This is a genomic window from Sulfurimonas paralvinellae (assembly GCF_014905135.1).
GTDB lineage: Bacteria > Campylobacterota > Campylobacteria > Campylobacterales > Sulfurimonadaceae > Sulfurimonas > Sulfurimonas paralvinellae.
In genome coordinates this window covers 1,885,790-1,912,120 of record NZ_CP041406.1, presented here as the reverse complement: position 1 = coordinate 1,912,120, position 26,331 = coordinate 1,885,790, and the positions used below count along the sequence as shown (strand labels likewise).

At 40.1% G+C, this 26,331-nt stretch carries 25 protein-coding genes and 1 other RNA gene; 10 read left to right on the top strand and 16 right to left on the bottom strand.

The window, feature by feature from the left end; all coding sequences use genetic code 11:
• Nucleotides 1-267 (top strand): hypothetical protein, encoded by a 267-nt coding sequence (locus FM071_RS09840; protein WP_193110821.1) that lies wholly within the window; start codon nucleotides 1-3, stop codon nucleotides 265-267.
• Here FM071_RS09840 and FM071_RS09835 read toward each other — a convergent pair.
• Genes FM071_RS09835 through gltX form a run of 3 tightly spaced genes read right to left on the bottom strand, consistent with a single transcriptional unit; the run spans nucleotide 264 to nucleotide 5,000 of the window.
• A complete protein-coding gene (locus FM071_RS09835; protein ID WP_193110820.1) occupies nucleotides 264-1,826 on the bottom strand; it encodes a sensor domain-containing diguanylate cyclase in 1,563 nt (520 codons plus the stop codon). The two genes, FM071_RS09840 and FM071_RS09835, sit on opposite strands and share 4 nt — an antisense overlap.
• Nucleotides 1,804-3,546 (bottom strand): HD domain-containing phosphohydrolase, encoded by a 1,743-nt coding sequence (locus tag FM071_RS09830; protein WP_193110819.1) that lies wholly within the window; start codon nucleotides 3,544-3,546, stop codon nucleotides 1,804-1,806. Before FM071_RS09830 ends, FM071_RS09835 begins: the two co-directional genes overlap by 23 nt.
• Before the next feature lie 59 nt (nucleotides 3,547-3,605).
• Nucleotides 3,606-5,000 (bottom strand): glutamate--tRNA ligase, encoded by a 1,395-nt coding sequence (gene gltX, locus FM071_RS09825; protein ID WP_193110818.1) that lies wholly within the window; start codon nucleotides 4,998-5,000, stop codon nucleotides 3,606-3,608.
• A gap of 252 nt (nucleotides 5,001-5,252) precedes the next feature.
• Here gltX and FM071_RS09820 point away from each other — a divergent pair, with 252 nt between their 5' ends.
• Nucleotides 5,253-6,095 carry a peptidylprolyl isomerase gene (locus FM071_RS09820; protein WP_193110817.1) on the top strand — a complete coding sequence of 281 codons (843 nt, stop codon included), beginning with the start codon at nucleotides 5,253-5,255 and terminating at the stop codon, nucleotides 6,093-6,095.
• Nucleotides 6,092-6,529, top strand: a complete 438-nt coding sequence (locus FM071_RS09815; RefSeq protein WP_193110816.1) for a deoxycytidylate deaminase — start codon at nucleotides 6,092-6,094, stop codon at nucleotides 6,527-6,529. Before FM071_RS09820 ends, FM071_RS09815 begins: the two co-directional genes overlap by 4 nt.
• On the opposite strand, the gene arsC is transcribed toward FM071_RS09815, so the two are convergent.
• A complete protein-coding gene (gene arsC / locus FM071_RS09810; RefSeq protein ID WP_193110815.1) occupies nucleotides 6,526-6,882 on the bottom strand; it encodes an arsenate reductase (glutaredoxin) in 357 nt (118 codons plus the stop codon). The two genes, FM071_RS09815 and arsC, sit on opposite strands and share 4 nt — an antisense overlap.
• A gap of 104 nt (nucleotides 6,883-6,986) precedes the next feature.
• On the opposite strand from arsC, the gene FM071_RS09805 reads away from it, so the two are divergent.
• Nucleotides 6,987-7,496, top strand: coding sequence for a GAF domain-containing protein (locus FM071_RS09805; protein WP_193110814.1), 510 nt, complete (start codon nucleotides 6,987-6,989; stop codon nucleotides 7,494-7,496).
• The gene (locus tag FM071_RS09800; protein ID WP_193110813.1) at nucleotides 7,483-7,971 is read left to right on the top strand and encodes a GAF domain-containing protein; all 489 of its coding nucleotides are present in this window, start codon (nucleotides 7,483-7,485) and stop codon (nucleotides 7,969-7,971) included. Before FM071_RS09805 ends, FM071_RS09800 begins: the two co-directional genes overlap by 14 nt.
• Here the strand turns inward: FM071_RS09800 and FM071_RS09795 are convergent.
• The 10 genes from FM071_RS09795 to FM071_RS09750 all read right to left on the bottom strand — a co-directional run bounded on the left by FM071_RS09795 (nucleotide 7,949) and on the right by FM071_RS09750 (nucleotide 16,061).
• Nucleotides 7,949-8,950, bottom strand: a complete 1,002-nt coding sequence (locus FM071_RS09795; RefSeq protein ID WP_226960530.1) for a lytic murein transglycosylase — start codon at nucleotides 8,948-8,950, stop codon at nucleotides 7,949-7,951. The two genes, FM071_RS09800 and FM071_RS09795, sit on opposite strands and share 23 nt — an antisense overlap.
• Entirely contained in the window at nucleotides 8,937-9,596 is a 660-nt protein-coding gene (murU, locus tag FM071_RS09790; protein WP_193110812.1) for an N-acetylmuramate alpha-1-phosphate uridylyltransferase MurU, read from the bottom strand. Before murU ends, FM071_RS09795 begins: the two co-directional genes overlap by 14 nt.
• Nucleotides 9,593-10,534: an aminoglycoside phosphotransferase family protein gene (locus FM071_RS09785; protein ID WP_193110811.1), complete on the bottom strand. Its 942-nt coding sequence runs from the start codon at nucleotides 10,532-10,534 to the stop codon at nucleotides 9,593-9,595. The genes murU and FM071_RS09785 overlap by 4 nt, the downstream gene beginning before the upstream one ends.
• Nucleotides 10,521-11,609: an anhydro-N-acetylmuramic acid kinase gene (locus tag FM071_RS09780; protein WP_193110810.1), complete on the bottom strand. Its 1,089-nt coding sequence runs from the start codon at nucleotides 11,607-11,609 to the stop codon at nucleotides 10,521-10,523. The genes FM071_RS09785 and FM071_RS09780 overlap by 14 nt, the downstream gene beginning before the upstream one ends.
• A gap of 1 nt (nucleotide 11,610) precedes the next feature.
• Complete coding sequence (locus FM071_RS09775; protein WP_193110809.1) at nucleotides 11,611-11,967, bottom strand: DUF167 domain-containing protein; 357 nt, start codon at nucleotides 11,965-11,967, stop codon at nucleotides 11,611-11,613.
• Nucleotides 11,960-13,432 (bottom strand): sodium:solute symporter, encoded by a 1,473-nt coding sequence (locus FM071_RS09770; protein ID WP_193110808.1) that lies wholly within the window; start codon nucleotides 13,430-13,432, stop codon nucleotides 11,960-11,962. The genes FM071_RS09775 and FM071_RS09770 overlap by 8 nt, the downstream gene beginning before the upstream one ends.
• On the bottom strand, nucleotides 13,425-15,110 hold the full coding sequence (locus FM071_RS09765) for a glycoside hydrolase family 3 N-terminal domain-containing protein (protein WP_193110807.1): 1,686 nt from the start codon (nucleotides 15,108-15,110) through the stop codon (nucleotides 13,425-13,427). The genes FM071_RS09770 and FM071_RS09765 overlap by 8 nt, the downstream gene beginning before the upstream one ends.
• A 7-nt stretch (nucleotides 15,111-15,117) precedes the next feature.
• Nucleotides 15,118-15,657 carry a nucleoside phosphorylase-I family protein gene (locus FM071_RS09760; protein WP_193110806.1) on the bottom strand — a complete coding sequence of 180 codons (540 nt, stop codon included), beginning with the start codon at nucleotides 15,655-15,657 and terminating at the stop codon, nucleotides 15,118-15,120.
• A gap of 29 nt (nucleotides 15,658-15,686) precedes the next feature.
• Nucleotides 15,687-15,784: signal recognition particle sRNA small type (gene ffs, locus FM071_RS09755), an RNA gene on the bottom strand.
• Nucleotides 15,785-15,824: 40 nt separating this feature from the next.
• Nucleotides 15,825-16,061, bottom strand: a complete 237-nt coding sequence (locus tag FM071_RS09750) for a hypothetical protein (RefSeq protein WP_193110805.1) — start codon at nucleotides 16,059-16,061, stop codon at nucleotides 15,825-15,827.
• A gap of 73 nt (nucleotides 16,062-16,134) precedes the next feature.
• Here FM071_RS09750 and rpmI point away from each other — a divergent pair, with 73 nt between their 5' ends.
• The 5 genes from rpmI to FM071_RS09725 all read left to right on the top strand — a co-directional run bounded on the left by rpmI (nucleotide 16,135) and on the right by FM071_RS09725 (nucleotide 22,550).
• Entirely contained in the window at nucleotides 16,135-16,329 is a 195-nt protein-coding gene (rpmI, locus tag FM071_RS09745; protein WP_193110804.1) for a 50S ribosomal protein L35, read from the top strand.
• Between the two features lie 110 nt (nucleotides 16,330-16,439).
• Complete coding sequence (gene rplT / locus FM071_RS09740; protein WP_193110803.1) at nucleotides 16,440-16,799, top strand: 50S ribosomal protein L20; 360 nt, start codon at nucleotides 16,440-16,442, stop codon at nucleotides 16,797-16,799.
• A 222-nt stretch (nucleotides 16,800-17,021) separates the two neighbouring features.
• Nucleotides 17,022-19,244 (top strand): putative bifunctional diguanylate cyclase/phosphodiesterase, encoded by a 2,223-nt coding sequence (locus tag FM071_RS09735; RefSeq protein WP_226960529.1) that lies wholly within the window; start codon nucleotides 17,022-17,024, stop codon nucleotides 19,242-19,244.
• Nucleotides 19,245-19,335: 91 nt separating this feature from the next.
• The gene (locus tag FM071_RS09730) at nucleotides 19,336-21,492 is read left to right on the top strand and encodes a sensor domain-containing diguanylate cyclase (RefSeq protein WP_193110802.1); all 2,157 of its coding nucleotides are present in this window, start codon (nucleotides 19,336-19,338) and stop codon (nucleotides 21,490-21,492) included.
• Complete coding sequence (locus FM071_RS09725; protein ID WP_193110801.1) at nucleotides 21,489-22,550, top strand: GGDEF domain-containing protein; 1,062 nt, start codon at nucleotides 21,489-21,491, stop codon at nucleotides 22,548-22,550. The genes FM071_RS09730 and FM071_RS09725 overlap by 4 nt, the downstream gene beginning before the upstream one ends.
• Here FM071_RS09725 and FM071_RS09720 read toward each other — a convergent pair.
• Together FM071_RS09720 and FM071_RS09715 are read right to left on the bottom strand one after the other, a co-directional pair.
• A complete protein-coding gene (locus tag FM071_RS09720) occupies nucleotides 22,547-25,390 on the bottom strand; it encodes an EAL domain-containing protein (protein WP_193110800.1) in 2,844 nt (947 codons plus the stop codon). The two genes, FM071_RS09725 and FM071_RS09720, sit on opposite strands and share 4 nt — an antisense overlap.
• Complete coding sequence (locus FM071_RS09715; RefSeq protein ID WP_193110799.1) at nucleotides 25,387-26,310, bottom strand: cytochrome-c peroxidase; 924 nt, start codon at nucleotides 26,308-26,310, stop codon at nucleotides 25,387-25,389. Before FM071_RS09715 ends, FM071_RS09720 begins: the two co-directional genes overlap by 4 nt.
• Nucleotides 26,311-26,331 lie beyond the last annotated feature (21 nt).

Sequence of the window (26,331 nt, the reverse complement as noted above, 5' to 3'; positions counted from 1 at the left end):
ATGAAAAAAGGAACTTTGTTATTCTTTGTCCTGTTTATGGGAGTTTCTGGACTGCAGGCAAAAAGTACAGCTGAAGAACTCAAAGCAAAACATGTTCAAGAACAGATGCAAAAAGAGAAGAGGTTTGCCAAGGAACAGAAGTTTTACCAAGGTAAAGAGTATAATCTTTCCGAACAAAAAGTAGACCCCAATGATCTGGACTCAATACCTGATATCAAGCCGGATTATGATTTTGATATGACCGATGTCTACAGGGATGACATCTAGTCGTTCTCAACACGATTTCTTCCGTTTTCTTTTGCTCTATAGAGCAGCTCATCAACTCGTTTGAGCAGAGAGTCAGAAGTGTCATCTTCTCGTAGTTGTGTAACACCAAAACTGCAGGTAGTTGTCTCGATGGAGCTAAAGAGTGATGCTTCGATGATCTTGCGTAGTTTTTGAGCGATGGCAACAGCTTCTTCAAGAGATGTTTCCGGTAAGAAAATGATGAACTCCTCTCCTCCCCATCTGGCAGATATATCACTTGAACGAAGATGGTTTTGTAGTATGGCTGCGATACCTTTTAGAACATAATCTCCGATGTCATGTCCATAGGTATCATTGATTTTTTTAAAAAAATCGATGTCGCAAAAAATGATGCTCAGTGGTTTATGATAGCGTTTTGATTCATCTATTTTCTGTTTGAAGAAGTAATTGACCGCATGACGATTGTAAAGACCTGTCAATGCGTCATGTGTCGCATCTTGAAATATCTTTGCTCTCCTCTTCTCATCATTATAAAAATAGATAAACAAGATAAGAGAGATAAAAATTAGGAGTAAAGAGAGAATAATAAAAATCATATGTGAATTTTTGATTAAAATTTTAAGTGTATCGCCAAACTGATAGTTGAGAATGTAGGCCACTGTCTTGCTGTCAAGGTTCGGTACGGCAATGAAAGAGATAATGATAGGGCTATCATTGTAGATGTCATTTTGATGAAAATAGATCGAAAATGACTCTCCCTTGGCAACTCTTTGTGCTACTTGTTTGGAGATTGCTTTATTGATGCTAAACATTTTGTTAAGCCGCATCTGCATGCTTTTACTTAATGTAGCTTTATCGTAGTCAAAACCGTCAAACTCACTTTTTTGATAGTTCCTCTTTTCGCTTGTAAAAACTTTTTTATTGACAACTTCTTGCTTGATGAGAAAGAGATAGGAGGTATGGTCTGTTTTTGTCAAGAACTCCTGCATTGCCAGAAAAGAGAAGGAAAGCTCAACTGTACCGACAAACTCTCCATCGTGAAAGATTGGATACACGTTGCGAAAGCCATTGAAAATCCGCCCCTCTTCAAATGCACTGATGGGAATTCTTCTTTTGTTGACATAATCGATGGTCTCGCGGACATTTTGAAGTGAATCCCCATATTTGTTTGGTCTGTGAAAACGCAAAAAACTGATAGAGTTCGGAAGATGAAAATGAAGCTGTCGTATGCCGTAATGATGCATTTTTTTATAGTCATCATTCAGTAATCTAAAAAGCTCTTTGCGAAGTCTATCTCGTTCATGCTTGTCCTGTGTTGCTGCTGCTTTAGCCATGATAGCGTCAACTTTTGGGTTATTTATCTTAAAGTCATAGAAGCTTTGCGTCAATTCACTGAGATGTGCATTTGTCATGTTAATATTTGTTTCAAGGTTATTGGTAAAGATATCGAGGTAGTAATTTATATCTTTTTGTTTAAGGTAACTTGTAGAGAGAAGGATTACGGCCTCCACTACTGCAAAGAAGATCAGGCTGATAAGCAGAGGGCGTCGGTTATTTTTAAAAAAGTTTTTGTAGAACATCGCGTAAACTTTCTATCTGCATATCTGCAGTGATCTCTTTTGTATTGTGTTTGACATCGACTGTTACTTCTTTGTCATCAAAACGTTCATTGAGTATTGTCAGGGTATTCTCTATCTCTTTTTTAGAATTGGTAAAGACTAAAAAATTATCTCCATAAAAACGGTAGAGCAGGCTCTCTTTTGAAAAGTTGTTTTTTAATATTTCCGCAATTTCTTTGAGAAGGTCATCACCTGCATTCCATCCTTTTGTTTTGTTAAAGTTATGGAAGCCTTTGAGTGATATCCAGAGGATATGTTTGTAATTTTGAATCGTATGTATATCTTTTGTCAAAGATGTTTCGTTGTAAAGGCCTGTCAGTGCATCTTTGTAAAAATAGCTGAAACGCTCACGTTCAAGCATGTTTTGTGGTTTTTGGTGAGGAACTTCTTGGATTTTTATACCTTGAAGTGCTTTGAGCGCAGCTTGCACAATGTTTGGATTGAACTGTTTTCCTGAGAGTGCTTCGATCTCTTCAAGTGCCTCTGCAACACTTTTTCTACCTTTGTATATTCTGTCAGTTGTCATGGCATCAAAGGAGTCTGCAAGTGTTAAAATCTGTGCCAATATCGGCGTTTCATCTCCACGTAAACCACGTGGATAACCACTACCGTCATAGTGTTCATGGTGATCGCGAACGACCTCTTTTATGTCATCGAAGATGGCAATTTTGTTGAGTATCTCATAGCTCATGATGACATGTTCCTGGATGAGTTTATACTCTTCTGGCATGAGCCTGCTTGGTTTTAGAAAGACAGAATCCGGAATCGCTATTTTACCGATGTCATGGAGCATTCCGGCTCTATGAAGTGTATGGATCTGCTCTTGCGAGATTCCCATCTCTTTTGCAATGAGCGCTGCATACGAAGCCACTCGTGAAGAGTGCCCTGCCGTGTATGTATCGCGCTTTTCAACGATATTAACAAGTCCATAGATATATTGTTCATACATTTCCTCTTGTTCATCTATATATTTGTAGGTCTTTTTAATAAAGTAACGGATGATCAGCATACCTGCAAGCCAAATGATAAAAAAGAGTGCAGCGACTAAAAGTGAGCTTTTCAGAGCATCTTTATAGAGTGGTCGCATTGGTATTGAAACACTGACCCCTCCACGGATGTCACCAACCTTGTAACCTTGAAAAGCATGACATTTCAGACAGGATTTTTTTGTTACCAGTGGGTTCATCAGACGAAGGTACTCTTCATCGTTAATTTTATTAAGTTCATAATACTGTTTTCTGGAACGCTCGATCTCATTGAGAGCAAGTGTCTCCCACTCATCGGGTTTGTTCTTTGGGTTGAGAAGTTTTTTACTTGTGATGTGGGTTTTTACACCATAGAGCTTTGTGTAGTCATGCATCATTTGTGAGAGTGTGTATGCAGGATTCATCAGAGTATATTTTTTCCCCAGTGCGGTGAAATCTCTCTCTTTTATATGACTGAGGTAGGGATTTGGTTGGGTTTTTTTGTCAACGGGAACATAGACTCCGCCGTGTGAAGCGACCCAGCTTCTGTATGCAAGATCTTTGTTGACACTTGTTTTTGCTTCTTGGATAGCGATGTATTTAGCGTAAGTATAGGTTCTTTCTATGATGATAGTGAGAATTCCTAAAAGCAGGAGTGTCCAGATAAAATATAATCCTCTTGTAAGAAAAAGAAGATATTGTCTTCTTTTTTGCATTGGACACCCTCCTTTCTTTTTCCTACATTAAGTATACCCTAATCTTAATAAAGACTATTTTACTCGTTGATGTTGGCAAGAATCGCTTTTGCAATGCGATCGAGTGTTTCATCTTTTCCAAGGACACTCATGACCACATCAAGGCCGGGACCGCTGAGCTTTCCAAGCAGGGCGACACGCAGAGGTTGGCCGATCTTACCAAAACCTATCTCCATCTCTTCAACAACCTTTTCCATGATGTGATGGTAATCACTTGGCAGGTGCAGTTCATTCGCTTCTTCAAGTCTGTTTGCAAAGGTTTCAAGTACTTCGACAGCATTGCCTTTGAAAGCTTTTTTGACGGCTTTAGGATCATACTCAGTAGGTGCTACGATGATCTCATTGATAAGTTCAGCGAGTTCTTTGAGTGTTTTTGCCCGCTCTTTAAGCGCATCGAGAATAATCTCTTTTTTATCGTGTGAGCTCAGCATAACGCCAAAGTCGCTCAACAGTTCGGTGAGTCTTTCGTTTGAGCTGTTTTTTATGTAGTGGGCATTGAGCCAGTCGAGCTTTTCAGTATTATAGATGGAAGCTGATTTATTGATGTCTTTTGGATCGAACAGCTCTTTCATCTCTTGCAGGGAAAATATCTCCTGATCGCCGTGACTCCAGCCAAGACGCACTAAGAAGTTCAGCAGTGCTTCTGGAAGATATCCCATCTCTTTGTAGGCCATAACATCAGTTGCACCGTCACGTTTTGAGAGTTTTTTGCCCTGTTGATTGTGAATCATAGGAACATGGTAAAATTTCGGAATCTCAAAACCGAGTGCTTCATAGACGACTATCTGCTTTGGAGTGTTTGAGAGGTGGTCGTCTCCGCGGATGACCTCGTTAATGCCCATGAGTGCATCATCGATGGCAACGACAAAGTTGTACGTCGGGCTGCCGTCAGCTCTGGCGATGACAAAATCATCCAAAATGTCTTCGGCTTGAAAGACAACATCGCCCTTAACGCCGTCATGCACGACGATCTCACCCGAAGTCGGTGCTTTAATACGGATAACAGGCTCGATACCCTCAGGCGGTGTCCCGTCAAAATCGCGGTATCGCCCGTCATATTTTGCACGCTGTTTATTTGCCATCTGCTCCTCACGCAAAGCATCGAGTTCCTCTTTTGACATGTAGCATTTATAGGCTTTGCCTTCATCGAGAAGCTGTTGGATGTACTTGGCATAGATATTGTCACGTTTACTTTGGTAGGTGACCTCTCCGTCAGCTTCGAGTCCGAGCCAGTCAAAGGCTTTGAGAATCGCTTCGGTTGCTTCTTCGGAATTTCTTTTTTTGTCTGTATCTTCGATACGAAGAACGAATTTTCCGTTGTTTGTTCTTGCCCAGAGGTAAGAGAAGAGCGCTGTTCTTAAACCGCCGATATGCAGGTATCCTGTAGGAGAAGGTGCGAAACGTGTGACAACCATGTGTAACCTTTTTATATGTTTTTATACTTCTTACATAAGGTTAGTGTGAGGCTCGTGAGCCAGGGAGGATTTGTCCTCTAAGCTAAGCTTATGTAAGAAGTTTCACGTAATTTTAGGCAATTGTTGGTTAAAGGTTGGTAAAATATTGGAAAATATTTTTGGCAGTCTATTTTAGAGGACAAATCCTCCCTGCGCTCTGAGCCTCAAAAACATACTGCCAAAAATATTAACAAAGTAATGAATGGAATATGGATGTATAAAATAATTTTGGCACTTTTATTAACGGCGGCTCTGGAAGCGAAAGTATATGACGGTGTGGCTGTCGTGGTTGAAGATAAGGCGATAACGCTTTTGGATATAAAAAAAGAGATGCAGACAGATAGAGTCGATGCGAAAAAGGCTGTCGATATTTTGATCCGTAAAAAGCTGGAGAGTCTTGAGGTTAAAAAGAGAAAAATCGATGTAACTTCCGCAGAAGTTTATGCTGACATAAAACAAATGGCAGCACGTAACAACATGAGTATCAGTGAATTTTACGATGCTGTGCGTGAGTCGAACGGTCTGAGTTCAGAGCAGCTCAAAGAGAAGATAAAACAAAAACTGCTCTCTCAGAAGCTTTATAGTGCCATTGCAATGAGTTCTATGAGCGAACCGGGTGAAGAGGAGATAAAAGATTATTATGAACTGCATAAAAATGATTTTAAGCATCCGGCATCTTTCTCTGTTGTTATTTACGATTCAAAAGAGAAGAGCCTTTTAAAAGAGAAAGTTGACAACCCTATGTTCTATTCACCACAGATCGCTTCAAATGAACAGGAACTGCCATATGGCAGAATCTCTCCTGAACTTGCCTCTTTGCTTTCAAAAACGAAAGTAGGCAGTTTTACTCCGATAGTTCCAAACGGTAAAGGCGGTTTTATGAGCTTTTATGTCAAGTCGGTAACTTCGGCGGCGGATGTCGATATGGAGAGTCTACGACCACAGATCGTCAATGCGATTATGTCAGAGAAGCGTGAGGCTATCTTGAGTGATTATTTTGCGCGTTTGCGTGACAATGCGGACATCAACATCATAAGAATGCCAGAAGAGTCATGATAAACGACAAGATCTTCATTAATATCGCTTCCGAGATAGCATCGGCTTCGAAGTGTGTCTCCAAGCAGGTAGGAGCGGTCATCGTTAAAGACGGTCGTATTCTCTCAACAGGTTACAACGGGACTCCTGCAGGTTATGTAAACTGCTGTGAACACTGGAATGATGAGTACACGCCGGAGCATCATGAGTGGAGTAAGACCTATGAGATCCATGCAGAGATGAATGCTATCATCTGGGCGGCACGTAAAGGTATCAGTATCGAGGGTGCGACGATCTATGTGACACTCGAGCCGTGTAGTGAGTGCAGCAAAAATCTTATCGCTTCTGGTATTAAACGTATCGTCTTTTTAAAAGAGTATGAACATACCCACTCCGAAGTTGTCTCAAAGTTTCTTAAAGACAACGGCGTGAGCATTGAAAAGCTCGAGGTCTAGTCCTTTAAGAACTCTGTAACTTTTTCAGGCGGTCTTGCAATGATCGCTTTGTCGCCTTTGATGATGATAGGACGTTCTATGAGTTTTGGATGCTCTACCATTGCATCGATGAGCTTGGACTCATCTGTTTCGTCTTTGAGGTTTAACTCTTTATAAATATCCTCTTTTGTACGCATCAGTTCACGTGCAGATGTAAAACCGAGCATTTTTAACAGTTTTTCTATTGTCTCTTTGTCGGGGTTTTCTTCAAGATATTTTACGACATCTTTTTCTACGCCGTTTTCATCGAGAAGTGCGAGTGCCTGACGTGACTTTGAACACCGTGGATTGTGCCATATTTGTACATTTTTCATATATAATCCTTGTGAATTTTCTTGATGTGATTAAAACACTTCAACGCTTAACGTCATATTAATCTGGTATAATAATTTACAAGATTTTCAAAAAGGCATATTCCATGAAAGCCAATCGCTACAGTAAACTAACGGAATTCGCAAAAGAGTTACTCACGAAACGTTCCCTTGAAGAGGGAATGCCGCTTATTGCCAGGTATGTAAAAGATGTCATCGGTGCACAGCGCTGTTCCATCTTTATCTATGATAATCTCAAGCATGAACTCTGGACGACTTTGGCAGACGGTGTCGATAAGATAGTTATACCGGCAAACAAAGGATTGGTCAGTTATACCATAAAAGTAAAAAAGCCTGTTATCGCGAATGATGCCTACGGACATGAAGAATTCCTTGCAGAAGTGGACGAGCGAACAGGATATAAAACCAAAAATATTGTAACGGCACCCATTTTTGATTCACAGAGAAAGGTCATCGGTGTTTTGGAACTGCTCAATAAAGAGGGTGGTTTTGATGATGAGGATGTGAAGTTTATGATATTTTTTGCACACTATGTCAGTGGATTTTTAGAACTTTTAAATACATACATTACAGAGGAATTAGATGAAAAAATTTAATCAGATTGCCGAATTTGGAAAAAAACTCATGTCGATGGATGACATGGAAAATGTCATAAATCTCATCTCTCAAGAGGCGAGAAACTTGGTTGATGCAGACAGATGCTCGATATTTATCGTTGATAATGAAGATAAGATTTTATGGACGAAACACAGCGACGGCATAGGCAGAATTGTCATAGGTCTCGACTCAGGTGTTGTTGGCGATACATACAGAACAAAATCACCGCAGATAGTCAACAATCCTTACGAAGATGAGAGATTTTTACCAAGCATCGATAAAAAAAGTGGTTATACGACAAAGAATATGATTACCGTTCCTATCTTTGATTCCAAGCGCAATGTGATGGGTGTCATGCAGCTGCTCAATAAAAATAGCCGGGATTTTGACAGTGCCGATCTTGAACTGCTGACATTCTTTGCCAACTATGTCAGCGGTTCTTTGGAACTTGTTATTTTGAGCGAGAAGGTTTAGCCAACGCCTTATGTGCTTCATAGGCTAGCCGAATGACGCCGATGGCGTAGTTTGAAGAGTTATTGTAACGCATGATCTTTTTGACATACTCACGCAGATAGTTGAGTTCCGGTTTTCCTTTAGTGAAACAGCGGTATTTCTTCCCGGTTTTCTTATTTTCTTCGTGAACGAAAGAACAGTTTTCGTTTTCAAACTCAAAAGCGTACCAGGCACTCTCCACTTTCTGAATATCAGGCATTTTATTCCAATCTATGAGCTTATTAAACTTTGCTTTTTTATGTAAGAATTTTGCAGCCGATAATATGGCATCTTCCATCTTTGTAAGGTCCGCTACTTTACCGTAAAAGCTGTCTGTGTAGATAAAAGAGTTTGGCATGAACTGTGGTATGCCAACAGCTCCGGCGTAGGAGCTTGGCAGATTGCATTGCTCAGGTTTGACTCCCTCTTTGTAACAGTGCTCGATAATGGAAGCCATATTTGTCTTGCTCATGTTCAGCAGCCATTTTTCACGTGAGCTTTTCGGTTTGGTCCGCGTGAGGATGGTATTGAAAACAATGAAGGCATCATGTGTCGGTTTTATTTTGCCGAGCTTGGTCTCCTTGAGCAAAATTGCGGCAATTATCTCTCTGTTGACGCCATATTTTAGTTCTGCCAGATCATATGCGTGTTTATACTCCTGCAAATTGGCAACCATTTTTGGGACAAATTTCACAAGTACATTGTTTGCCTGACGCTCTTTTTTTCTATGGTATTTGATCTTTGAAGGCTGGATATATTTCCATGTGATCTCATCATACTTTTGTGTTTTAAAGTAAGAGAGGAGAAACTGATTGGCATATTTATAAGAAACTCCGTGTTTGACGACTTCTTTGCATATTTCTGTGTAGTGTGGATTTTTAAAAGTACAATTGTTATAGCTGTATTTTGCAAAGAGCTGTGTTGTGAGTATGAGTAAAAAGAGTATGCTAAAAATTTTCATTTATCTTGTTCAACCTTTGGGGAGTGCCGATATCGTGCCAAATGCCTTTGTAAAGTTCTCCTGAAATCTCTTTTTTCTCTATCAACTTGCGCAGGAGTGGTGCCAAAGGAGCTTTTATCGGTGTGATATCTTTGAATATTTTCGGATTATAGTATCCTATTCCTGAAAAAGTGAACATGCTGGCACTTTTATTACAAATTAAAGAGCCCTCTAAGCCAAAATCACCTTTTTCGTTATGTGGTGGATTGGGTACGAGAATGAGATGAGCAAGCTTATTTCCCAAATCAAAATCGGCATTGAATGGGTAGTCGCAAAAAACATCGCCGTTAACGACTAAAAAAGGTTCATCTCCCAAAAGCGGCAGAGCCTTGACAATGCCGCCGAGAGATTCAAGGGCACCGCTTTCCTGCTCATCGGAATAGCTTATCTTGACTCCCCAGCGTGAGCCGTCTCCCAAAGCTTCGGGAATCTTGTAACCTAAATGGGCGATATTGATAACGACCTCTTTAAAGCCGCTGTGTGAGAGTCTCTCAAGATGCCAGACGATAAGCGGCTTGCCGCCGACCTCAAGAAGCGGTTTTGGCAAAATGTCGGTAAGCGGTCGCATACGCTCTCCGCGGCCGGCTGCCAGTATCAGTGCCTTCACTGCGTGAGTTCTTCAAGCAGTTGTGCCAGTGCTTTTGTTTCATCATACATTTTGGCACTCTCAAGCGTGTAGGCAAGGGTCAGCGGAATATCTTTAAGATAACCGTCTTTGCCGTCACGTAAAAAGAGCCGTGAAAAGATGCCAAGCACTTTGATGTGTCGCTGCATCCCCATAAAATCGAACCATTTGATGAACTGCTCATCGCTTGCATCTGAACCGATCTGCTCTTTAAAGTAAAGCACAAGCTCAAGAACACTCTCTCTGTCAAAGGTAATGTAGCAGTCTTTTAAAAGTGATACCAGATCATAGGTAAGCACCCCGCTCATAGCATCCTGATAGTCAATAATACCAAGCGAATTATCTGCGCGCACCATAATGTTGCGTGAGTGATAGTCACGATGAACGAAAATACCTTGGGGCTGAGTGAGAACAACATCAGAAATAGTGTTCAGTGAAGCTCTCAAAAGCTCTTTTTGCTCCTGCGTGAGGCTACATGAGAGATGTTTTTGCAGATACCACTCCTGCATCAAATCCATCTCAAAATGTAAAAAGGCTTTGTCATAGAGCGGCAGACCCTCTGCATCTGCTTTTTGCATCGTGACTATTTCATCTATGGCCTCTTTGTAGAGTGTTTTGAAATTGTCTTCATTTAAAACATTCAGCAGATGCGTGTTGCCGAAATCCTCGATGATGAGGTAACCGAGTTCTAAATTCTGCTCATAGATCTTTGGTACAGCAACCCCAACTTGTAAAAGCCTCTGCGTGACATCCAAAAAAGGCTTGAGTGACTCTTTTTCTAAAGAGCTGTCCATGAGAAGAAGAGTTTTGTCTCCCTGCGTGAGGCGGTAATATTTTCGAAAGCTTGCATCGGCAGAAGCTATCGAGAGTTCATAATCTCTGTAAGGTGTTGTTTGTAAAAACTTTTTAATTTGCTGCATAATGGGCTCCTAAGATGGCATTTTTCTTTGCACCGGTAACAGATTTGAGATTGATTGCTTCTTTGTGAATGCGTTTGTAAGCGAGCCAGGCAAATATCATTGCCTCAAGAAAATCACTGCTCACGCCATATTTATCACTTGTTTTGACCTCGGCACGGCAGAGTTTTTCAAGACGCTCCATCAAAAAGCCGTTCTTTGCTCCGCCGCCGCAGATGATAAGCTCACGTACCCCAAGACGGTTGGCTTCGTTGGCAATGGTTACAGTGGTCAGTTCCAGTAGTGTTCGCTGCATATCTGCCTCACGCAGGCTTTGAAAATCTTGTAAATAGTTCTGCAGCCACTCGCTGTTAAAATACTCACGTCCCGTACTCTTTGGCGGTATTTTTGCAAAGTAATCATCCCGCAGCATCGTTTGAAGCAGATCCATATTAAGCTCGCCGCTGCGTGCAAAATCGCCATTTTTGTCGTAGGGTTTATTCTGCGTGAGGCTGATGAAACCGTCCATCAAAACATTACCGCAGCCAATGTCCCAACCGAGCAGTTCATCACCGAGGCAGCTGATGTTTGCTATGCCTCCGATATTCACAACGGCAATTTTCTCACCGAGATTTTTAAATATCTCCTGATGAAAAGCAGGTGCGAACGGCGCGCCTTCTCCGCCGTTTGCAATGTCTGCACCGCGAAAATCGCTGATGACATCTATGCCGGTACGAGCGACAACCTCATTGGCATTTCCAAACTGCATAGAAAAAGGGTAGGGAGATGTTGGCTCATGCCAGAGTGTCTGCCCGTGCAGACCAATGGCTTTAATCTTCTCACGCAGCTCGGGATGGTGCGTAAGCAGTGCATTGACGGCATCGCTAAAAAGCACTCCGAGTTTTACATCAAGCTCACCGATGGTTTTGAGTGTGACAGCATGAGTGATTGCCTCTAAAATCTTACTTTTTAACTCTTTTTCAAAAGGGTGTTCATAAGAGGCAATAAGCCGACAGGAAGCTGCATCAATTTCACACAAAGCAACATCAACACCGTCAAGACTTGTTCCACTCATAACGCCAATGTAATATTCATTCATTTTATCTCTCTTTAAATACAGAAGGCAGTTTGTTTGGTGCTTTTACACGCAGCTGCTTATTTACATTCATTCTGCCAAAAACCACTTCAATATCTCTTATTTTTACATCGAACTCTTTTGCCAGAAATTTTACAAGATGGTCGGTTGCTTTTCCGTTGACGGGTGCGGCTGCTACAGAGATCTTGAGCTGATTTCCAAAGGGTTTTCCGATTTTTGTCAGTTTTGCCGAGGGCTTGCCTAAAATATTGAAGACAAGCACATCATCTTCCCACCAAAACCATTTCGTCTTCTCTTTGTGCTCTTGAAGTTTTTGTACTTTCGCTTCTTTGTCTTCCTGATGTTTTCGTTTTTTAGCCATAAGATTTTCCTAACTGCATAATTGTAAAAGATACAATTGTGCCTATAACTATCTGCCAAGCAAATCCTATGCTCACTCCAAAGATGTAAGGCTGCAGCGCTAAAACAGTGAGAAAGCCTCCGATGAGGGCATAGGGAACAAGAGCAGTGCCGCCTCTTTTTGTAAAGATGGCTGAGAAGAAAACACCTAAAAGTCCGGCATAGGCAAAGGCCATGATCCCAAGAGCAAAGCCGATAAGTGAAGTGTCACTGTTTTGCTGCCAAAAGTAACTCACCACTGCCATAAGTGTCAGAACAAAAGCAAAAAAGAGTACGGTTCTGCGTGAGGCTTGCAAAAAGTGCTGCTCTGTTGTCTGTGGCTCTTTTTTTAATTTCCATGGTCTATACATATCTTCCACCGCAACCGAAGCCATAGCACCAAGCACCGAGTTGGTACTTGAGAGGGCTGCGGCAATGGCACCAACGGTTACAAGTCCGCGCAGACCGGATGGCATCTCATTTAAGATATAGTACATAAAGATGGTGATGCTCTCACCTTTGAAGCTCTGCGTGAGGGGTATTGTCTGATAATGCACATACAAAAGCGCGCCAATGCCTAAAAAGAGCAGAACGATGGGAATGGTAATGATGATGGAGAGAATAAGTGAACGTGATGCGTCTTCTTTATTCTTACAGCTGAGCATTCGCTGTGCCATATCCTGATCGAGACCGAAAGCGGCGATGTTTAAAAGCAGCCAGCCGCTTAGCAGCGCAGGGATGCTAAATTTGCCGTTCAAAGAGGTGTCAATTATTTTTAATTTCCCGGCTTTATGTAAAACTGCCATGATGTCCACACCGTGCAGAGAAGTGTAGAGATACCAAAATACCAAAATACCTGCACCGACATAGGTGACAGCCTGAATGACATCTGAGAAGATGATAGACTTGATACCGCCGAAGTAGGTGTAAAGTAGTGCGCCGATGACGAGAATACTAATGGAGAGCAGCATATGCCAAAAGCCGATGTCTAAAAAGAGGATCATACTGACCGCCAATGCTCCGATGTAGAGCCTCGCTCCACTTGCCATAATACGCCCTAGCAGAAACATAATACCGGCATTTCTTTTTGCTCTTGCTCCGTAGCGTTTTTCTAAAAGTTCATAAACGGTTACGGCTTGCATCTCATAAAATTTCGGTACAAAATATTTGGCGATGAAAACAACGGCTAAAAGAGCGGAGATATAAAAGCCGATGAATGTGAAGTTGTGAGCGTAAGAAAACTCGGGAGCACCTAAAAAGGTGGCGGCCGACTGGCTGGTCGCAACGATGGAGACGGCAACGGCCAATAGCGGCATGGAGTTTGAGGCAGTAAAGTAGTCGCGTGAGGATTTGACGCTAAATTGTGAAAAAAGATAGGAAGAGATGGCAAGTATGAGAAAATAGGTTAAAAATACAAACCAGTCGAGCGTTGAAAAAGCACTATTCATTTGGCATTTTAAGATGAAGATCGCTCACGCCCTCACGCACCGCTTTCATAAATTTTGCTCCAGGATCGGCTTTTTTCGTTCTGTAACCTTTGTCCCTCTCCAGCCAGAGCGGATTTTTTTCCATCTCTCTGTACTCCAGATGTCCGATGAGATAGTCGATGCTTGGATATTTTGCTTTAAGATATTTGACAAGACGGATATTTGCACGAATTTGAGCGGGAGTCAGGTCCTCTTTTTTGTTGTCTTCACCGCCGACATTTTCTACCCCTATACTGGAGTGGTTCAGACCGATGACATGGCGTGCCATCCAGTTATCTGGCATAAGCTGGTAGATAGTTCCATCACGTGCAACCAAAAAATGAGCGGAGACATTTAATAGCGAAGCCGCTGCGATGTCTTTTCTGTCTGAGAAGAGTTTTTCGGGGTATAGACGCTTGAAACTGTCATTGAAGTCAGGCTCTGCTGTCCAGTGAAGTACAATGATTTTAGGCTTTATCGTAATGTCTTTTGCATCAATGCCATAATGTTTTTTGATGTAAGCTTTTGTCATATCTATGCGTTTTTGCGTGAAGATGATGGGCTTTTGAATGATGGATTGTTTCGTATGAAGATTTTCTATGTGTCTGTCGGCTTCTTGGATGCGCTCAAGTGGAATTGCACCATTTTTGACCTGTGTGAAGATGGTATTTACAATCTCCTCTACAGAATTATGAGCGAGCTGATTGCCAAAGAGTAGTATGTCCACTCCTGAATTGATGGCTAATGTTGTTGCTTCTTTCAAAGAATACTCGGCAGAGATAGCTTTCATCTGCATATCGTCACTAATGATGACACCTCTAAATCCGAGCTGCTTACGTAGAAGATATGTGTTTATTTTGCGTGAGAGGGTTGCCGGGTATTTTTCATCGAAATGGCGGTTGAAGACATGCGCCGTCATTATGGCATCGGCTTTGCCCTCACGCAGGAGAATTTTGTAAGGCTCCAGCTCTTTTTTGCTCCATGTGTCTGTAATATCAACAAAACCTTTGTGCGAATCACCAAGCGAAGAGCCGTGCCCCGGAAAATGCTTTAAAACGGAGATGATATTTGTTTTTGTCTGTGCATCTATCATAATGCCTGCATATTTGGCGACTTTTTTCGGCTCATTTGAATACGAGCGTTCAAGAGCAAAAATAACTTTGTTCTTCGGATTGACGGCTAAATCAACTACCGGTGCGAAGTTCATATTTATGCCGCATTCGTGCAGCATTTTGGTATTTTTTGCATAAGCCTCTTGTGCAAACTTAACAGGGAGCGAGCCAAGTACTTTGGCAGAAGCTATTTTTAAAAAGCCGTACTTTGGTTTGAGCCGTGCAACTCTGCCGCCCTCTTGATCAACGGCGATAAAGAGTGGTTTGCGTGAGAAGCTTTGCAGCTCTTTTGTAAGCTCACGCAGCTGCTCGGGTGAGCTGATGTTCTTTGTTTTGTTTCTATCGTTGTAAAATCTGTCAAAGAGAATGACACCGCCGAGGTCATAACACTCTATATCTTTAACGATTTGTGAGTTTTCATCGACGAACTGCTCATCGAAGCCGACAATAAGCATCCGTCCTATCATCTTTTTAAGCTCTGTATCGTTGATATTTTGAGTTGCGTGAAGTGTGAAGAAAAAAGTAAAAAGAAGTAAAAAGATTTTCATAGATATCCTAAAAGTTAATAATCTTATTTATATCATCAATAACATTAAAAAGAAGTGATTTTGTCTCTTCTTTACCTACTTTTTGCGGCTCAAAATGGTCACTTACGACTTTGATGATATGAAACTGTTTGATGGCAGGGTTATGGATAACGGCATCGTAAAAGCCGTAACTTTCCATATCTGCTAGTTCATATGATGGTGTAGCAACCTCTTCGCTTACGCAGCTGATAATTGGTCTATTCTCTTGAAAAATATGGTCAATTCCATTGTAATTTACGCCGCCGCACTCTATGAGCTCGCCAATTGTATAGCTGCGTGAGGCACCGCAGATACCTGTATTGAGGTAGGTGTCATCATCGGTGATATCAAAATTGTTGATGAGCGTCTGTGTTGCAAGACGGGCATTTTCTACTCCCATGCCTGAGATTATAAGCCTGATGTTGTAATTGGAAAAAATTGTAAAATTATTCAGTTTTGATTTTTTGAGTTTGTAGTGATCGACGAAGGCTTGAGCTTCTGGTTTGAGAGCGCTTACTATGTAGAGCATAGTTTCTCTTTTTATTATTTTGAAGGTGCTCCCCTCCAGATGGCTGCGGCACATGAGCAAGTAAGTCGTGCTGCTGTATTCCTACCCTGACACGTTAACTCACAAACCCATTGCACAGGTCTAAAGAGAAGCGGTGAAATTATAGTCGATTTAGCTTAAGACTAGGCTTAATCATCTCTGTATTTCGAAATGCCGCAAGGCTGATTAGGTTTTGGCGGGTGTGCTTTTAGGTACTCAAGGTCTTCCAATGTCTGCGTGAGGACTTTTTTCTGCTGTAAAATAGGCAGCATGAGATTGTCTTTTTCATTGAGGGGAATGCCCCAGTCTAAGAGGATTTTCTGCACTTCATCGTCTAAATCTTTGAGTGCATTTTTTATGTGTTGTATGGAATTATCTATTATCATAGGCAAAGTATAGCAAAAAATCAGAAAAGTTTGGGTATAATTGCGTTCCCAAATTTTACGAAAAGGATTATCGATGCCAAAAATGAAATCGGTAAAAGGCGCTGTAAAGCGTTTTAAAGTTAAGAAAAACGGACAAGTTAAACGTGGAACAGCGTTTAGAAGTCACATTCTTACAAAACAAGATGCGAAAACTCGTCGCAAACAACACACTCCAAAAGTTGTTGCTGCATCAGACGCAAAAGCTATCAAGGAAATGATCGTCAGCTAAGTGCTGATAGATTTTTAATCTCCAACTTTAAAAGAGTTGGGCAAGTCCACCACAGAAGTGGCACCTTGACTACAAAGAGTAGCTGGGTAAAGAAACAATAAGGAAAGAAAATGCCAAGAGTTAAAACAGGTGTTGTTCGTAGAAGAAGACACAAAAGATTATTAAAATTAGCGAAAGGTTTTTACAGCGGTCGCCGTAAACACTTCAGAAAAGCTAAAGAGCAGGTAGAACGCTCATTAATGTACGCATTCCGTGACAGAAAGCAGAAAAAACGTGAGTTCCGTAAACTATGGATCATTCGTATCAATGCTGCATGTCGTTTAAACGGTATGAACTACTCTACTTTTATGAACGGACTTCATAAATCTGGTATCGAACTTGATCGTAAAATTCTTGCTGATATGGCAATGAACGATGCGGCTGCATTTGCTGCGGTTGTTGACGCTTCTAAAGCTGCATTGGCAAAATAATTTCAAAACCCTTTTTGGGTTTTGAAACCTCTTTTTTAACCTTCCCCTATTAACCTTTATTACTCTCCATTATGTTTTTAAGCTTTTATGAGCTAGTATATTACATAAATTTATGTATACAAGGGTATTGCCATCGAGTTTGCAGTAGAAAATATCGTAGCACAGAAATCGCTGAAACAGATACTAAAAAGTACAAAATCAAGTATTTTTACAATGTATGCCATGGCTCTTTTTGTGCTTTTTATAGTAAAAGATTTTATCTCTACTGATAATTTCTATATCATACTTTTTATGCATACGGCCGTATTTGTGTACAGAGTCTACTATTTACTGGAATATAAAAAATCAGGAGATACTCTCAACACAAAAGAAGCTATAGAGTACTGGACTTATATCTTTAGAACAGGACCGCTTCTTACAGGAATTGCCTGGGGAAGTATGCTTTTTTTTCTTGATAATGTACCTTTTACATATGACCTGTTTGTCTTGCTTATTATCACAGGAATAGTTTCCATTGGCATGTCGACACTGGGGACAATATTTTCCGTCTATCTCTCTTTGATGCTGCCAAGTCTGATGCTCTCTTTTCTCTGGCTGTTGATGCACCTGCATGATGACCCAATCTTTATGATACTTGTAGTTCCCTTTGTTGTACTTATGATATATCTGATTGTTTCAGCCAGACGTTTTGCAACGAATTATAGACAGAGCTTCTTGCAAGAGAGCCGGGCAAATTTACTCAATGAACGGATGAAGTTAGCTCTTGATGGCAGTAATACAGCCATATCTGACTGGATCATACCGCTCAATGAACTTTATATATCTACAAGTTGGAAGATACTGCTTGGATACAGTGATGAAGAGTTGCCTAATAAACTTGGCACTTGGTTAAAACAACTGCATCCCGATGACAGACCAATACTCTTAAGTGCATTACGCGAAGACCTCAAAAATAAAAAAGAGATCTTTGAAACTACTTACAGGTTGAGACGAAAAGATGGTAGTTATATCTGGGTTTTAGGACGGACACGCATTTTTTATGACAAAAATGGAAAGCCTTACCGTCTTATAGGAACACAAACAGATATAACAAAAAGAAAACTGCTCGAAGAGATGCTTTATGAACAAAAAGAGAGCATGGCACATTTGGCGCATCATGATACATTGACGCAACTGCCAAACAGAATACTGCTGCATGACAGGTTAAATCAAGCGATACAAAAAGCCAAACGTGAGAAGAAAAAATTTGCAGTGTTGTTTTTGGATTTGGATCATTTTAAAGAGATAAACGACACTTTGGGGCATGATATTGGTGATAAAGTGCTAAAAGAAGTAGCAACTCGCTTTCAATCAGTTATGCGTGAAGAAGATACACTTGCTAGACTTGGAGGAGATGAATTTACCATTATAATGGAAAATCTTCAAGATGAGCAGGATGCTTCCGTTTTAGCACAAAAACTTCTTCATGCATTGGCAGAACCGGTCGTGGAAAAAGAGAACACCTTTTATCTTTCATGTAGTATCGGTATCAGTCTCTACCCTGCAGACGGTACTTCTGTGCAAAATTTGTTAAAGAATGCAGATGCAGCAATGTACAAAGCAAAAGAGGAAGGTAGAAGTAATTTTCAGTTTTACTCCTCTGAAATGACAACGCTTGCATTTGAAAGAGTTGTTATGGAAGCGAGTATGCGAGCGGGACTTAAAAATGGAGAGTTTGAGGTTTACTACCAACCACAGCTCAATGCAAAGAAGCAAAAAGTTGTGGGTATGGAAGCTCTCGTGCGCTGGAATCATCCAAATACGGGCTTAGTGTTTCCATCGAAATTTATTCCTCTGGCTGAGTCAACCGGATTCATTATTGAACTGGACAGATATGTTATAAAAACGGCAATGATGCAGATAAGCCGGTGGTATAAAGAGGGTCTCTCTCCTGGCGTTTTGGCTTTGAATCTCTCCAGTCGCCAAATCAGACAACAGGATTCTTTAGAATTCTTAACAATAACGTTAGCGGAAACTGAATGTAAAGCAGAATGGGTGGAGTTTGAAGTGACGGAAAATGAACTCATGCAAAATATGCAAGAGGCCATAGTAGTTCTTACGAAGATGAGTAAGCTGGGCATAGCAATAGCCATCGATGACTTTGGAACGGGCTACTCGTCGCTTTCTTATTTGAAAAAACTGCCGATAGATAAACTTAAGATCGATCAATCCTTTGTTCAAGACCTTCCAAATGATGCAGAAGATGCTGCCATAATAAGAGCGATTATCGCCCTTGCAAAAGCTTTGCATCTTGATCTCATTGCAGAGGGAGTGGAGAGAGAAGAACAAAAAGAGTTCTGCGTACAAAACGGCTGTGAGAACATTCAAGGTTTTTATTACTCTAAAGCTATTACAAAAGAGAAAATGCAGCATATCTTACAAGTGGGACTACCGGATAAGAGCTGATATTTCATGATAGTACTTAATACCATTTTTACTTTTTAGGCGATATAATGAAGTAATACATTCCATTCTATGGATATACAAGGTAAGAGATATGAGTAAGGAAGAAAATTCCAACTGTGCGCTACTTGAGGATTTAAAGATGGATGAGGTTTCTGTAACGCAGGAGCAGTATAACCATATTCTCAACATCCAGAAAGTAATTCTTGAAAAAGTAGCAGAAAGAGGTTCAAGCTCCCAAATCTTGGATGAACTCTGTTTAATGGCAGAATCTCTCTTGCCAAACTCTGTCGCTTCCATTATGCTCAAAGACAAGAAGACGGGTTTGATGGATATGATCCATGCTCCCTCAGTTCCTCCAGAAGGTATAGAGAAGTTTAAAGATCTCAAACCAGGTCCTCATGGAGGATCCTGTGGGAACGCTGTTTATAGAAATGAGCCACAGTATATTAAAGACACCTTTACAGACAGCAAATGGGAAGATCTTCGTGAGATTGCTTACGATTTCAATCTATGCTCCTGTTGGTCAGTGCCTGTGAGGAATGAGCAAAAAGAGGCTATAGGGACTTTTGCACTCTCCTCGTTTGAACACCGCTCTCCGTCACAATTTCATAAGCTGCTTCTTGAAACTGCTGCAAATATTGTTAGTATCGTGTTGAAAAATACCTTCAATGAAAGAAGAATAGAACTCTTCACGCAAGCAATGGAAAACGCCAAGGAAGGCGTTATTATTACTGACAGAGAGAACAATATTATTGAAGTTAATAAGGCCTTTAAAGATATATACGGCTATACGGATGAAGAAGTTTTGCACCATAACCCAAATATGCTGGCATCAGGGCATCATGATAAATCATTTTATAAGAAGATGTGGGATGATATTCTGCACAAAACACACTGGTCTGGTGAAATTATTAACAGAAGAAAAAATGGTCAAGAGATAACACAATGGATGAGTGTGAGTCTTATTAAAGAAGAAGATGAAACAAAAAATTATCTGGCAATCTTCAGTGACATAACCGAGCTTAAAGAAGCGCAGCAAAGAGCGAATTATCTGGCGTATCATGATCAATTGACAGGTTTGGACAACAAATCAAAACTTACCCAATTATTGACAAACAATGAGAAAGCCTATACGCTCATTCATTTTGATATCAATAATTTCAGCTACATCAATAGTGCATACGGTTTTGCCTTTGCAGACAGACTGCTTCAAGAAATTGCAAAAACATTAGTCAACATCTGTGAACTGCCGGATATATTTCGGGTTAATTCTGATGAATTCGCCTTTTTATGTGAGAAAGATCTTGCTAAAGATATCATCAAGAAAGTGCAAAAATATTTTTATGAGAACTCTTTTGAGATTGATGGCGTTGTGCTCAATATTTCATTTAACTATGGAGCATGCCATGGTGTTGAAAACTTGATGGAAAACGCTTCATTGGCTTTGAAAATTTCAAAAGATTTAGGTAAGAACAGATACCACATCTTTGATCCGGTGACTGATCTGCCAAGAAAAGAGGATAAAAACCGTTTTGTAAAGGCTAACCGGCTTATTCTCGATGCTCTTGAATCTGATAGAATCGTACCGTATTTTCAAGGCATACATAATAATGAGACAAATGAAATAAGCAAGTATGAAGCATTGGTGCGAATAGAAATGGATGACAGGGTCATTTCGCCGTTTGAGTTTCTTGAAGCAGGTCAGTTATCGGGACTGATGCCCGAGATCACAATGAGAATGATAGATAAAAGTTTCGCTGTGATGCAGGATCGTAGAGAATCTTTTTCGCTTAACATTACCGAGGATGATCTTGGAAGAAACTACTTGAGTGGTTATATCTCGCAAAAACTAAAAGAGTATGGCATTGATCCGCAACGGATAATTTTGGAAATTTTGGAGGGTGTTAGTTCGCATGGAAAGCAGAGTCATCTAAAGCAGCTTAATGAACTTAAAGAGATGGGACTTGGTTTGGCCATCGATGATTTTGGTGCAGAGTATTCAAATTTTGAACGTATACTTGACTTGGATATTGACTTTTTGAAGATAGATGCAAAATATATTAAAAATATTGACCGTGATGAGAAAAGTTATGAGATAGTCAAATCAATTGCCAACTTCGCACAAAATTCCAATATTACCTGTATCGCTGAATTTGTTCATTCATCTGAGGTGCAGGCTGTTGTTGAAGCCTTGGGAATTGAATATTCACAGGGTTATTATTTTTCCCAACCAGAGAAGTTCTCATGAAAAATGATTCTATAGCCCAAAGATATCTGGAAAACGAGAAAGTACAGATTTTTTTACGACTTTTCTTTATCGCTATTTTCATGGCTGTCTTTTATTACGACTATTATTACGCACACAATGTAGACTACAGAGGCTATTCTGCTGAGGAGATTATGGCCGCACCTGTTTTTGTTGTTTTTCTAAATCTTTTCTATTTTCTGACACTGAAATATTTTCCTTATGTAATGCAAAAAGAGCGAATTCTATTTTCAATTATCATTGATGTGGCTCTGAGTGTATATGTGATGTATCTGATTGGATCACTTTCAGCATATTTTGCAGGAATCCTTTTGTGGTACATTGTCGGCTATGGTATGCGGTATGGAAAACTTATGGCCTATACGGCTTATGTGGCAGTTCTTATATCATGGATGGTTCTTATAACGACATCGACATATTGGCTTGATGAAAGAGCAATGGCAATCGGCTGGCTTATTACGTATCTTGTTATTCCACTTTACTATTTTAAGATGGTTTCACAAATGCATGAGTATATCACTATCTTGTATGAAAATGTGGAAGAATCAGCACACAAGGCAAGACATGATGAGCTTACAGCTCTTGGAAACAGATACCTTTTCGATGCAGATTTAAACGAGTACATAAGCAGATTTCATCACGATGCTAAGCCTTTTGCTCTCTTTTTTGTTGATTTGGACTCTTTTAAAAAGATCAATGATGAGTATGGACACGATATCGGTGACAAAGTTTTAGTTGAAGCATCAAGAAGACTAGAGAGTATTATTCTTGATACCTACAGACTTGGTGGCGATGAATTCGTTTGTATGACACATTATGAAAATGCGAACGAACTTGAAAATATTGCAAAAAATCTGATGTTCAATCTTACAATGCCATGTAAAGACAGTAATATTGTTCTCTCTGCAAGTATAGGAATCGCCCGTTTCCCAGATGATGCAACGAGTGACTTTGATATCAAAAAACGAGCAGATCTGGCAATGTATGCGGCGAAACAGGCAGGCAAGAACAGATTTTATTTCTATGGAGAGGTTGCCTAAGACGAGAATCTGGCAATAATCTCGTTGCTGCTGATCGGTTTTGAAAAGAGATATCCCTGCCCGATATCACAATGTGTCTGCCCTAAAAAGTCCTCTTGCTCTTTGGTCTCTATGCCCTCTGCGACTATTTGGTAGCCAAGTGTTTTGGAAAGAGCTATCATGGCTTCTATGATGACATTGTCAGAGCTTCCATCAGCTATATCGTCAACAAAAGATTTGTCAATTTTAATCGTGTCAATCGGGAGTTGCTTTAGATAGGACATAGAAGAGTAACCCGTTCCAAAATCATCTATTGAGATCTGAAAACCATAGTTTCTAAAACTTTGCAGAAGGTTGATATTTGCAATGGTGTTGTCCATTAAAAATCGTTCGGTTATTTCGATCTCTATCTCGCTAGGATGAAGATTATGACGTTTAACAATAGAGACAAATGTATCTAAAAGATGCGGTTCTTTAAATTGGATACTTGAAACATTGATAGCAATATGCTGCAAATCAACGCCTGCCTCTTTCATCTTTTTGTATGCTTTACAGGACTCTTCAAATATAAAATAGCCAAGTGAAACTATGGTGCCGCTGTCTTCAGCGATAGGAATGAATTTATCAGGTGGAACAAATCCAAGCTCTGCATTCTCCCACCTTACAAGTGCTTCAGTAGATATGATCTGTTGTGTTTGCAGGTCATACTGCGGTTGAAAGAGCATATAAATTTCGTTCTTTTCAAGTGCATTATGCAGTGCCATATCTATGGCAAGCTTCTTTTGTATCTGTGATGAAAGTTCGGAAGTGTAGTAGCAAAAGTTGTTTTTACCAAGATCTTTTGCCTGATACATTGCACTGTCGGCATGTTTGATGAGTGTGTTCGTATCCTCTCCGTTTTCAGGGAAAAGGGCTATGCCGATACTTGCCGTTGTGATGAGATGATGACCATCGATGTTCATAGGTTCTTTGAGGACTTCTACAAGATTTGTAGCAACGATAGCAGTATCACTGGCACTCACTATGTTTTCGAGAATGACGACAAATTCATCACCTCCCCATCGAGAGATAAAGTCGCTGTCTCTAAGTGTATTCTTTAGGCGTTCAGCTACGGTGATGAGCACTTTATCTCCAATGTCATGTCCGAGGGTGTCGTTTATGATCTTGAACCTGTCAAGATCGATGAACAGAATCGCCATCAGACTCTCATTTCTTTTTGCCACTAAGAGTGCATGTGCGAGGTACTCTTCAAAGTTTACCCGGTTGTAAAGTCCTGTAAGCGGATCATGATAAGCAAGATAGTCTGCTTTAGCCTGCGACCTTTCAATCTCACGCAGGTCAGTTTGAATAGCTGTATAGTTTACAGTCTTACCATGCTCATCTTTGATTTTTTTGATTGTAGTCCAGACAGGAATGTTTTGTCCCTCTTTTGTTTTGTTGATCAGTTTACCTCGCCACATTCCATTTTTATTGATCTCGTACCATACGTCTGCATAAAATTTGTCGTCATATACTCCGGCGTGAAGCATACTGAGGTTTGTGCCTTTGACTTCATCGAGAGTATAGCCGTATATATTTGTAAAAGCGTTGTTTACTGAGATGACTTTGCCATCTGCATCAGCGATAATAATAGCCTCTTCGGTATTTTCAAAAACTGCAGCTGCCTGTACCAGTTTTTTATTTCTCTCAATGTAATCGGTAATATCAAGTTTGAGTGCGATGAAGTTAAGAATCTTACCTTCAAGATAGATGGGAATAATGGACGTTTTCTCATATAACAGTCTACCGTCTTTACGTTTGTTGATAAATTCTCCTTCCCATTTTTTTCCTTGAGCGAGTGTGCTGTTGAGATCTTTATAGAAATTTTCATCCTGCATGCCTGATTTTAAAAAGTTGGGATTATGTCCAAGTGCTTCTTTGGCTGTGTATCCGGTTGTTTTTTCAAAACTTTCATTGACGTAGATGATATTTCTTTGTGAATCGGTGATAACAACACTATTGTCACTTTTTTCGATTGCCGAACGAAAAGCGAGAAGCTCTTTTTTTCTTCTGTTGGAATCAAGATGAGAAAGAATCAGTGTAATGAGAAGAATAATGGAAAAAATAAAAAAGAGAAGTGCCAATAATGTTTGATACTCAAGATTTTGTTCATAATCAAGTCTCAGGTGCTCTTTGAGTCGCTGAATGTCTTTTGGAAGAGGGTTGTTCTCAATATCTACAGAAACTTCCTTGAGCGACTGCAGTGTGTTTAGCATAACAACAGCCTGTTTATAGAATGTATGGAGATGTCTGTTGGAATACTTGTCAGCTGTTTTTTGTAGTTTTGCAAGTTTAGTCTCTATAATCTTTTTATCAATATAATCGCTCGATGCGTATCGTAAGATGTAAAAAAGAATTTCGTTGGTAATATTTTTAGCTTCAAGGGCGAGCATGTTGTCTTGTGTAATGGTAGTATGCAGATCAAAAAGAAAATGGGAACTGTTGATAAGAGAAGCATTTTGCGCCTTGAAGTATTCAAGATCTTCACGTTTTTGTTGAAATTTTTGTAAGACTTTATCCAGCAGTGGTATTGCATCAGGGCTATATCTTTTTAAGGCACTATGTATGTTGCCAACTAGTTTTGTAAAATCAGATTCCGCTTTGTCGATGATATCATAGTTGGTAAATTTATTAGTTGCAAGTGCAATATTGTTGAGTTTTATATCAAGCATCTGCAGCTCTGTTATCTTTTGATTCTCCACAGCAAAAAAGTTCATTTGTGCTTTTATTTTATAACTGGTATAAAAGAGTATAGCAATGAAGAAGATAAAAAGAAAAAGTATCAGTGTCGTTCTGTCTGCATGTTTGAGTTTTTGCATCATTGCGGCTCGATATCTTTAGGGAGTTCTCCGTTAAGAGACTGTAAAAAAGCTTCAATTTTGTTTATTTCATCGTCTGTGATATGACGCCCGAGCTGATAGAGGCTCATAATTTTGATGGCTTCTTTAAGATCATAAGTACGCCCGTCATGAAAATAAGGTGCCGTTTGTGCAATATTTCGCAGAGAAGGGACTTTAAACATAAACTTGTCACGTTCTTTGTGAGTCAGATTGTAACGACCAAACCATGTTTTATCTTCTTTTGTAAAGATTCCGAATTTGTTGTAGAGATTACCACCGATATTGACGCCGTGATGACAGTTCACGCATCCCTTTTCCTTAAAGATTTCATAGCCCTCTTTTGCATCTTGACTAATAGCTTTTTTATCTCCTTTGAGATATCTGTCAAAAGGAGCATTTGGCGTAATGAGTGTTTTTTCATACTCAGCAATGGCATCGGTGATATTTGCTTTTGTAATGCCGTCTTTGTAGAGAGATTGAAATTTTTCTTTGTAATCAGTTTTGTTCAGTTTTTGAATCAGATCGGGAAAATTAAAGCCCATCTCTACAGGGTTTTCTACAGGACCTGCTGCCTGGTCTTGCAGGTCTTTTGCTCGTCCGTCCCAGAATTGGCGAAAGTTATAAGCGGCATTGTAAACAGTAGGGGCATTGATACTGCCCTCTTGCCCGTTAATACCAAAAGAGAACTTTAGTCCGTCATCACCGCCTTCTTGCAGGTTATGGCAGGTTGCACAGCTGATGGTGTCATCTTTGGAAAGCCTTGGGTCAAAAAAGAGTTCTTTGCCTAGTTTGGCTTTTTTATTGTTTACCTGCAGGGTGTGGATAGGACTTATAGGCTCATCAGCCAACACCAGTATGTTAAGAAAAACGAGTAATAGTGCTGATTTTTGGATTATATTCATAAATAAAGTATACTATAAATA

Coding starts and splice junctions, on each gene's coding strand:
- arsC (WP_193110815.1), bottom strand. CDS start 6,882: ATGAAAAATGTACAAATATGGCACAATCCACGGTGTTCAAAGTCACGT.
- FM071_RS09750 (WP_193110805.1), bottom strand. CDS start 16,061: ATGATAATAGATAATTCCATACAACACATAAAAAATGCACTCAAAGAT.
- FM071_RS09780 (WP_193110810.1), bottom strand. CDS start 11,609: ATGAATGAATATTACATTGGCGTTATGAGTGGAACAAGTCTTGACGGT.
- FM071_RS09835 (WP_193110820.1), bottom strand. CDS start 1,826: ATGTTCTACAAAAACTTTTTTAAAAATAACCGACGCCCTCTGCTTATC.
- FM071_RS09830 (WP_193110819.1), bottom strand. CDS start 3,546: ATGCAAAAAAGAAGACAATATCTTCTTTTTCTTACAAGAGGATTATAT.
- rplT (WP_193110803.1), top strand. CDS start 16,440: ATGCCAAGAGTTAAAACAGGTGTTGTTCGTAGAAGAAGACACAAAAGA.
- FM071_RS09800 (WP_193110813.1), top strand. CDS start 7,483: ATGAAAAAATTTAATCAGATTGCCGAATTTGGAAAAAAACTCATGTCG.
- FM071_RS09715 (WP_193110799.1), bottom strand. CDS start 26,310: ATGAATATAATCCAAAAATCAGCACTATTACTCGTTTTTCTTAACATA.
- rpmI (WP_193110804.1), top strand. CDS start 16,135: ATGCCAAAAATGAAATCGGTAAAAGGCGCTGTAAAGCGTTTTAAAGTT.
- FM071_RS09775 (WP_193110809.1), bottom strand. CDS start 11,967: ATGGCTAAAAAACGAAAACATCAGGAAGACAAAGAAGCGAAAGTACAA.
- FM071_RS09815 (WP_193110816.1), top strand. CDS start 6,092: ATGATAAACGACAAGATCTTCATTAATATCGCTTCCGAGATAGCATCG.
- FM071_RS09805 (WP_193110814.1), top strand. CDS start 6,987: ATGAAAGCCAATCGCTACAGTAAACTAACGGAATTCGCAAAAGAGTTA.
- FM071_RS09730 (WP_193110802.1), top strand. CDS start 19,336: ATGAGTAAGGAAGAAAATTCCAACTGTGCGCTACTTGAGGATTTAAAG.
- FM071_RS09770 (WP_193110808.1), bottom strand. CDS start 13,432: ATGAATAGTGCTTTTTCAACGCTCGACTGGTTTGTATTTTTAACCTAT.
- FM071_RS09720 (WP_193110800.1), bottom strand. CDS start 25,390: ATGATGCAAAAACTCAAACATGCAGACAGAACGACACTGATACTTTTT.
- FM071_RS09820 (WP_193110817.1), top strand. CDS start 5,253: ATGTATAAAATAATTTTGGCACTTTTATTAACGGCGGCTCTGGAAGCG.
- FM071_RS09735 (WP_226960529.1), top strand. CDS start 17,022: ATGGCTCTTTTTGTGCTTTTTATAGTAAAAGATTTTATCTCTACTGAT.
- FM071_RS09760 (WP_193110806.1), bottom strand. CDS start 15,657: ATGCTCTACATAGTAAGCGCTCTCAAACCAGAAGCTCAAGCCTTCGTC.
- FM071_RS09840 (WP_193110821.1), top strand. CDS start 1: ATGAAAAAAGGAACTTTGTTATTCTTTGTCCTGTTTATGGGAGTTTCT.
- FM071_RS09725 (WP_193110801.1), top strand. CDS start 21,489: ATGAAAAATGATTCTATAGCCCAAAGATATCTGGAAAACGAGAAAGTA.
- gltX (WP_193110818.1), bottom strand. CDS start 5,000: ATGGTTGTCACACGTTTCGCACCTTCTCCTACAGGATACCTGCATATC.
- FM071_RS09765 (WP_193110807.1), bottom strand. CDS start 15,110: ATGAAAATCTTTTTACTTCTTTTTACTTTTTTCTTCACACTTCACGCA.
- FM071_RS09795 (WP_226960530.1), bottom strand. CDS start 8,950: ATGAAAATTTTTAGCATACTCTTTTTACTCATACTCACAACACAGCTC.
- FM071_RS09785 (WP_193110811.1), bottom strand. CDS start 10,534: ATGCAGCAAATTAAAAAGTTTTTACAAACAACACCTTACAGAGATTAT.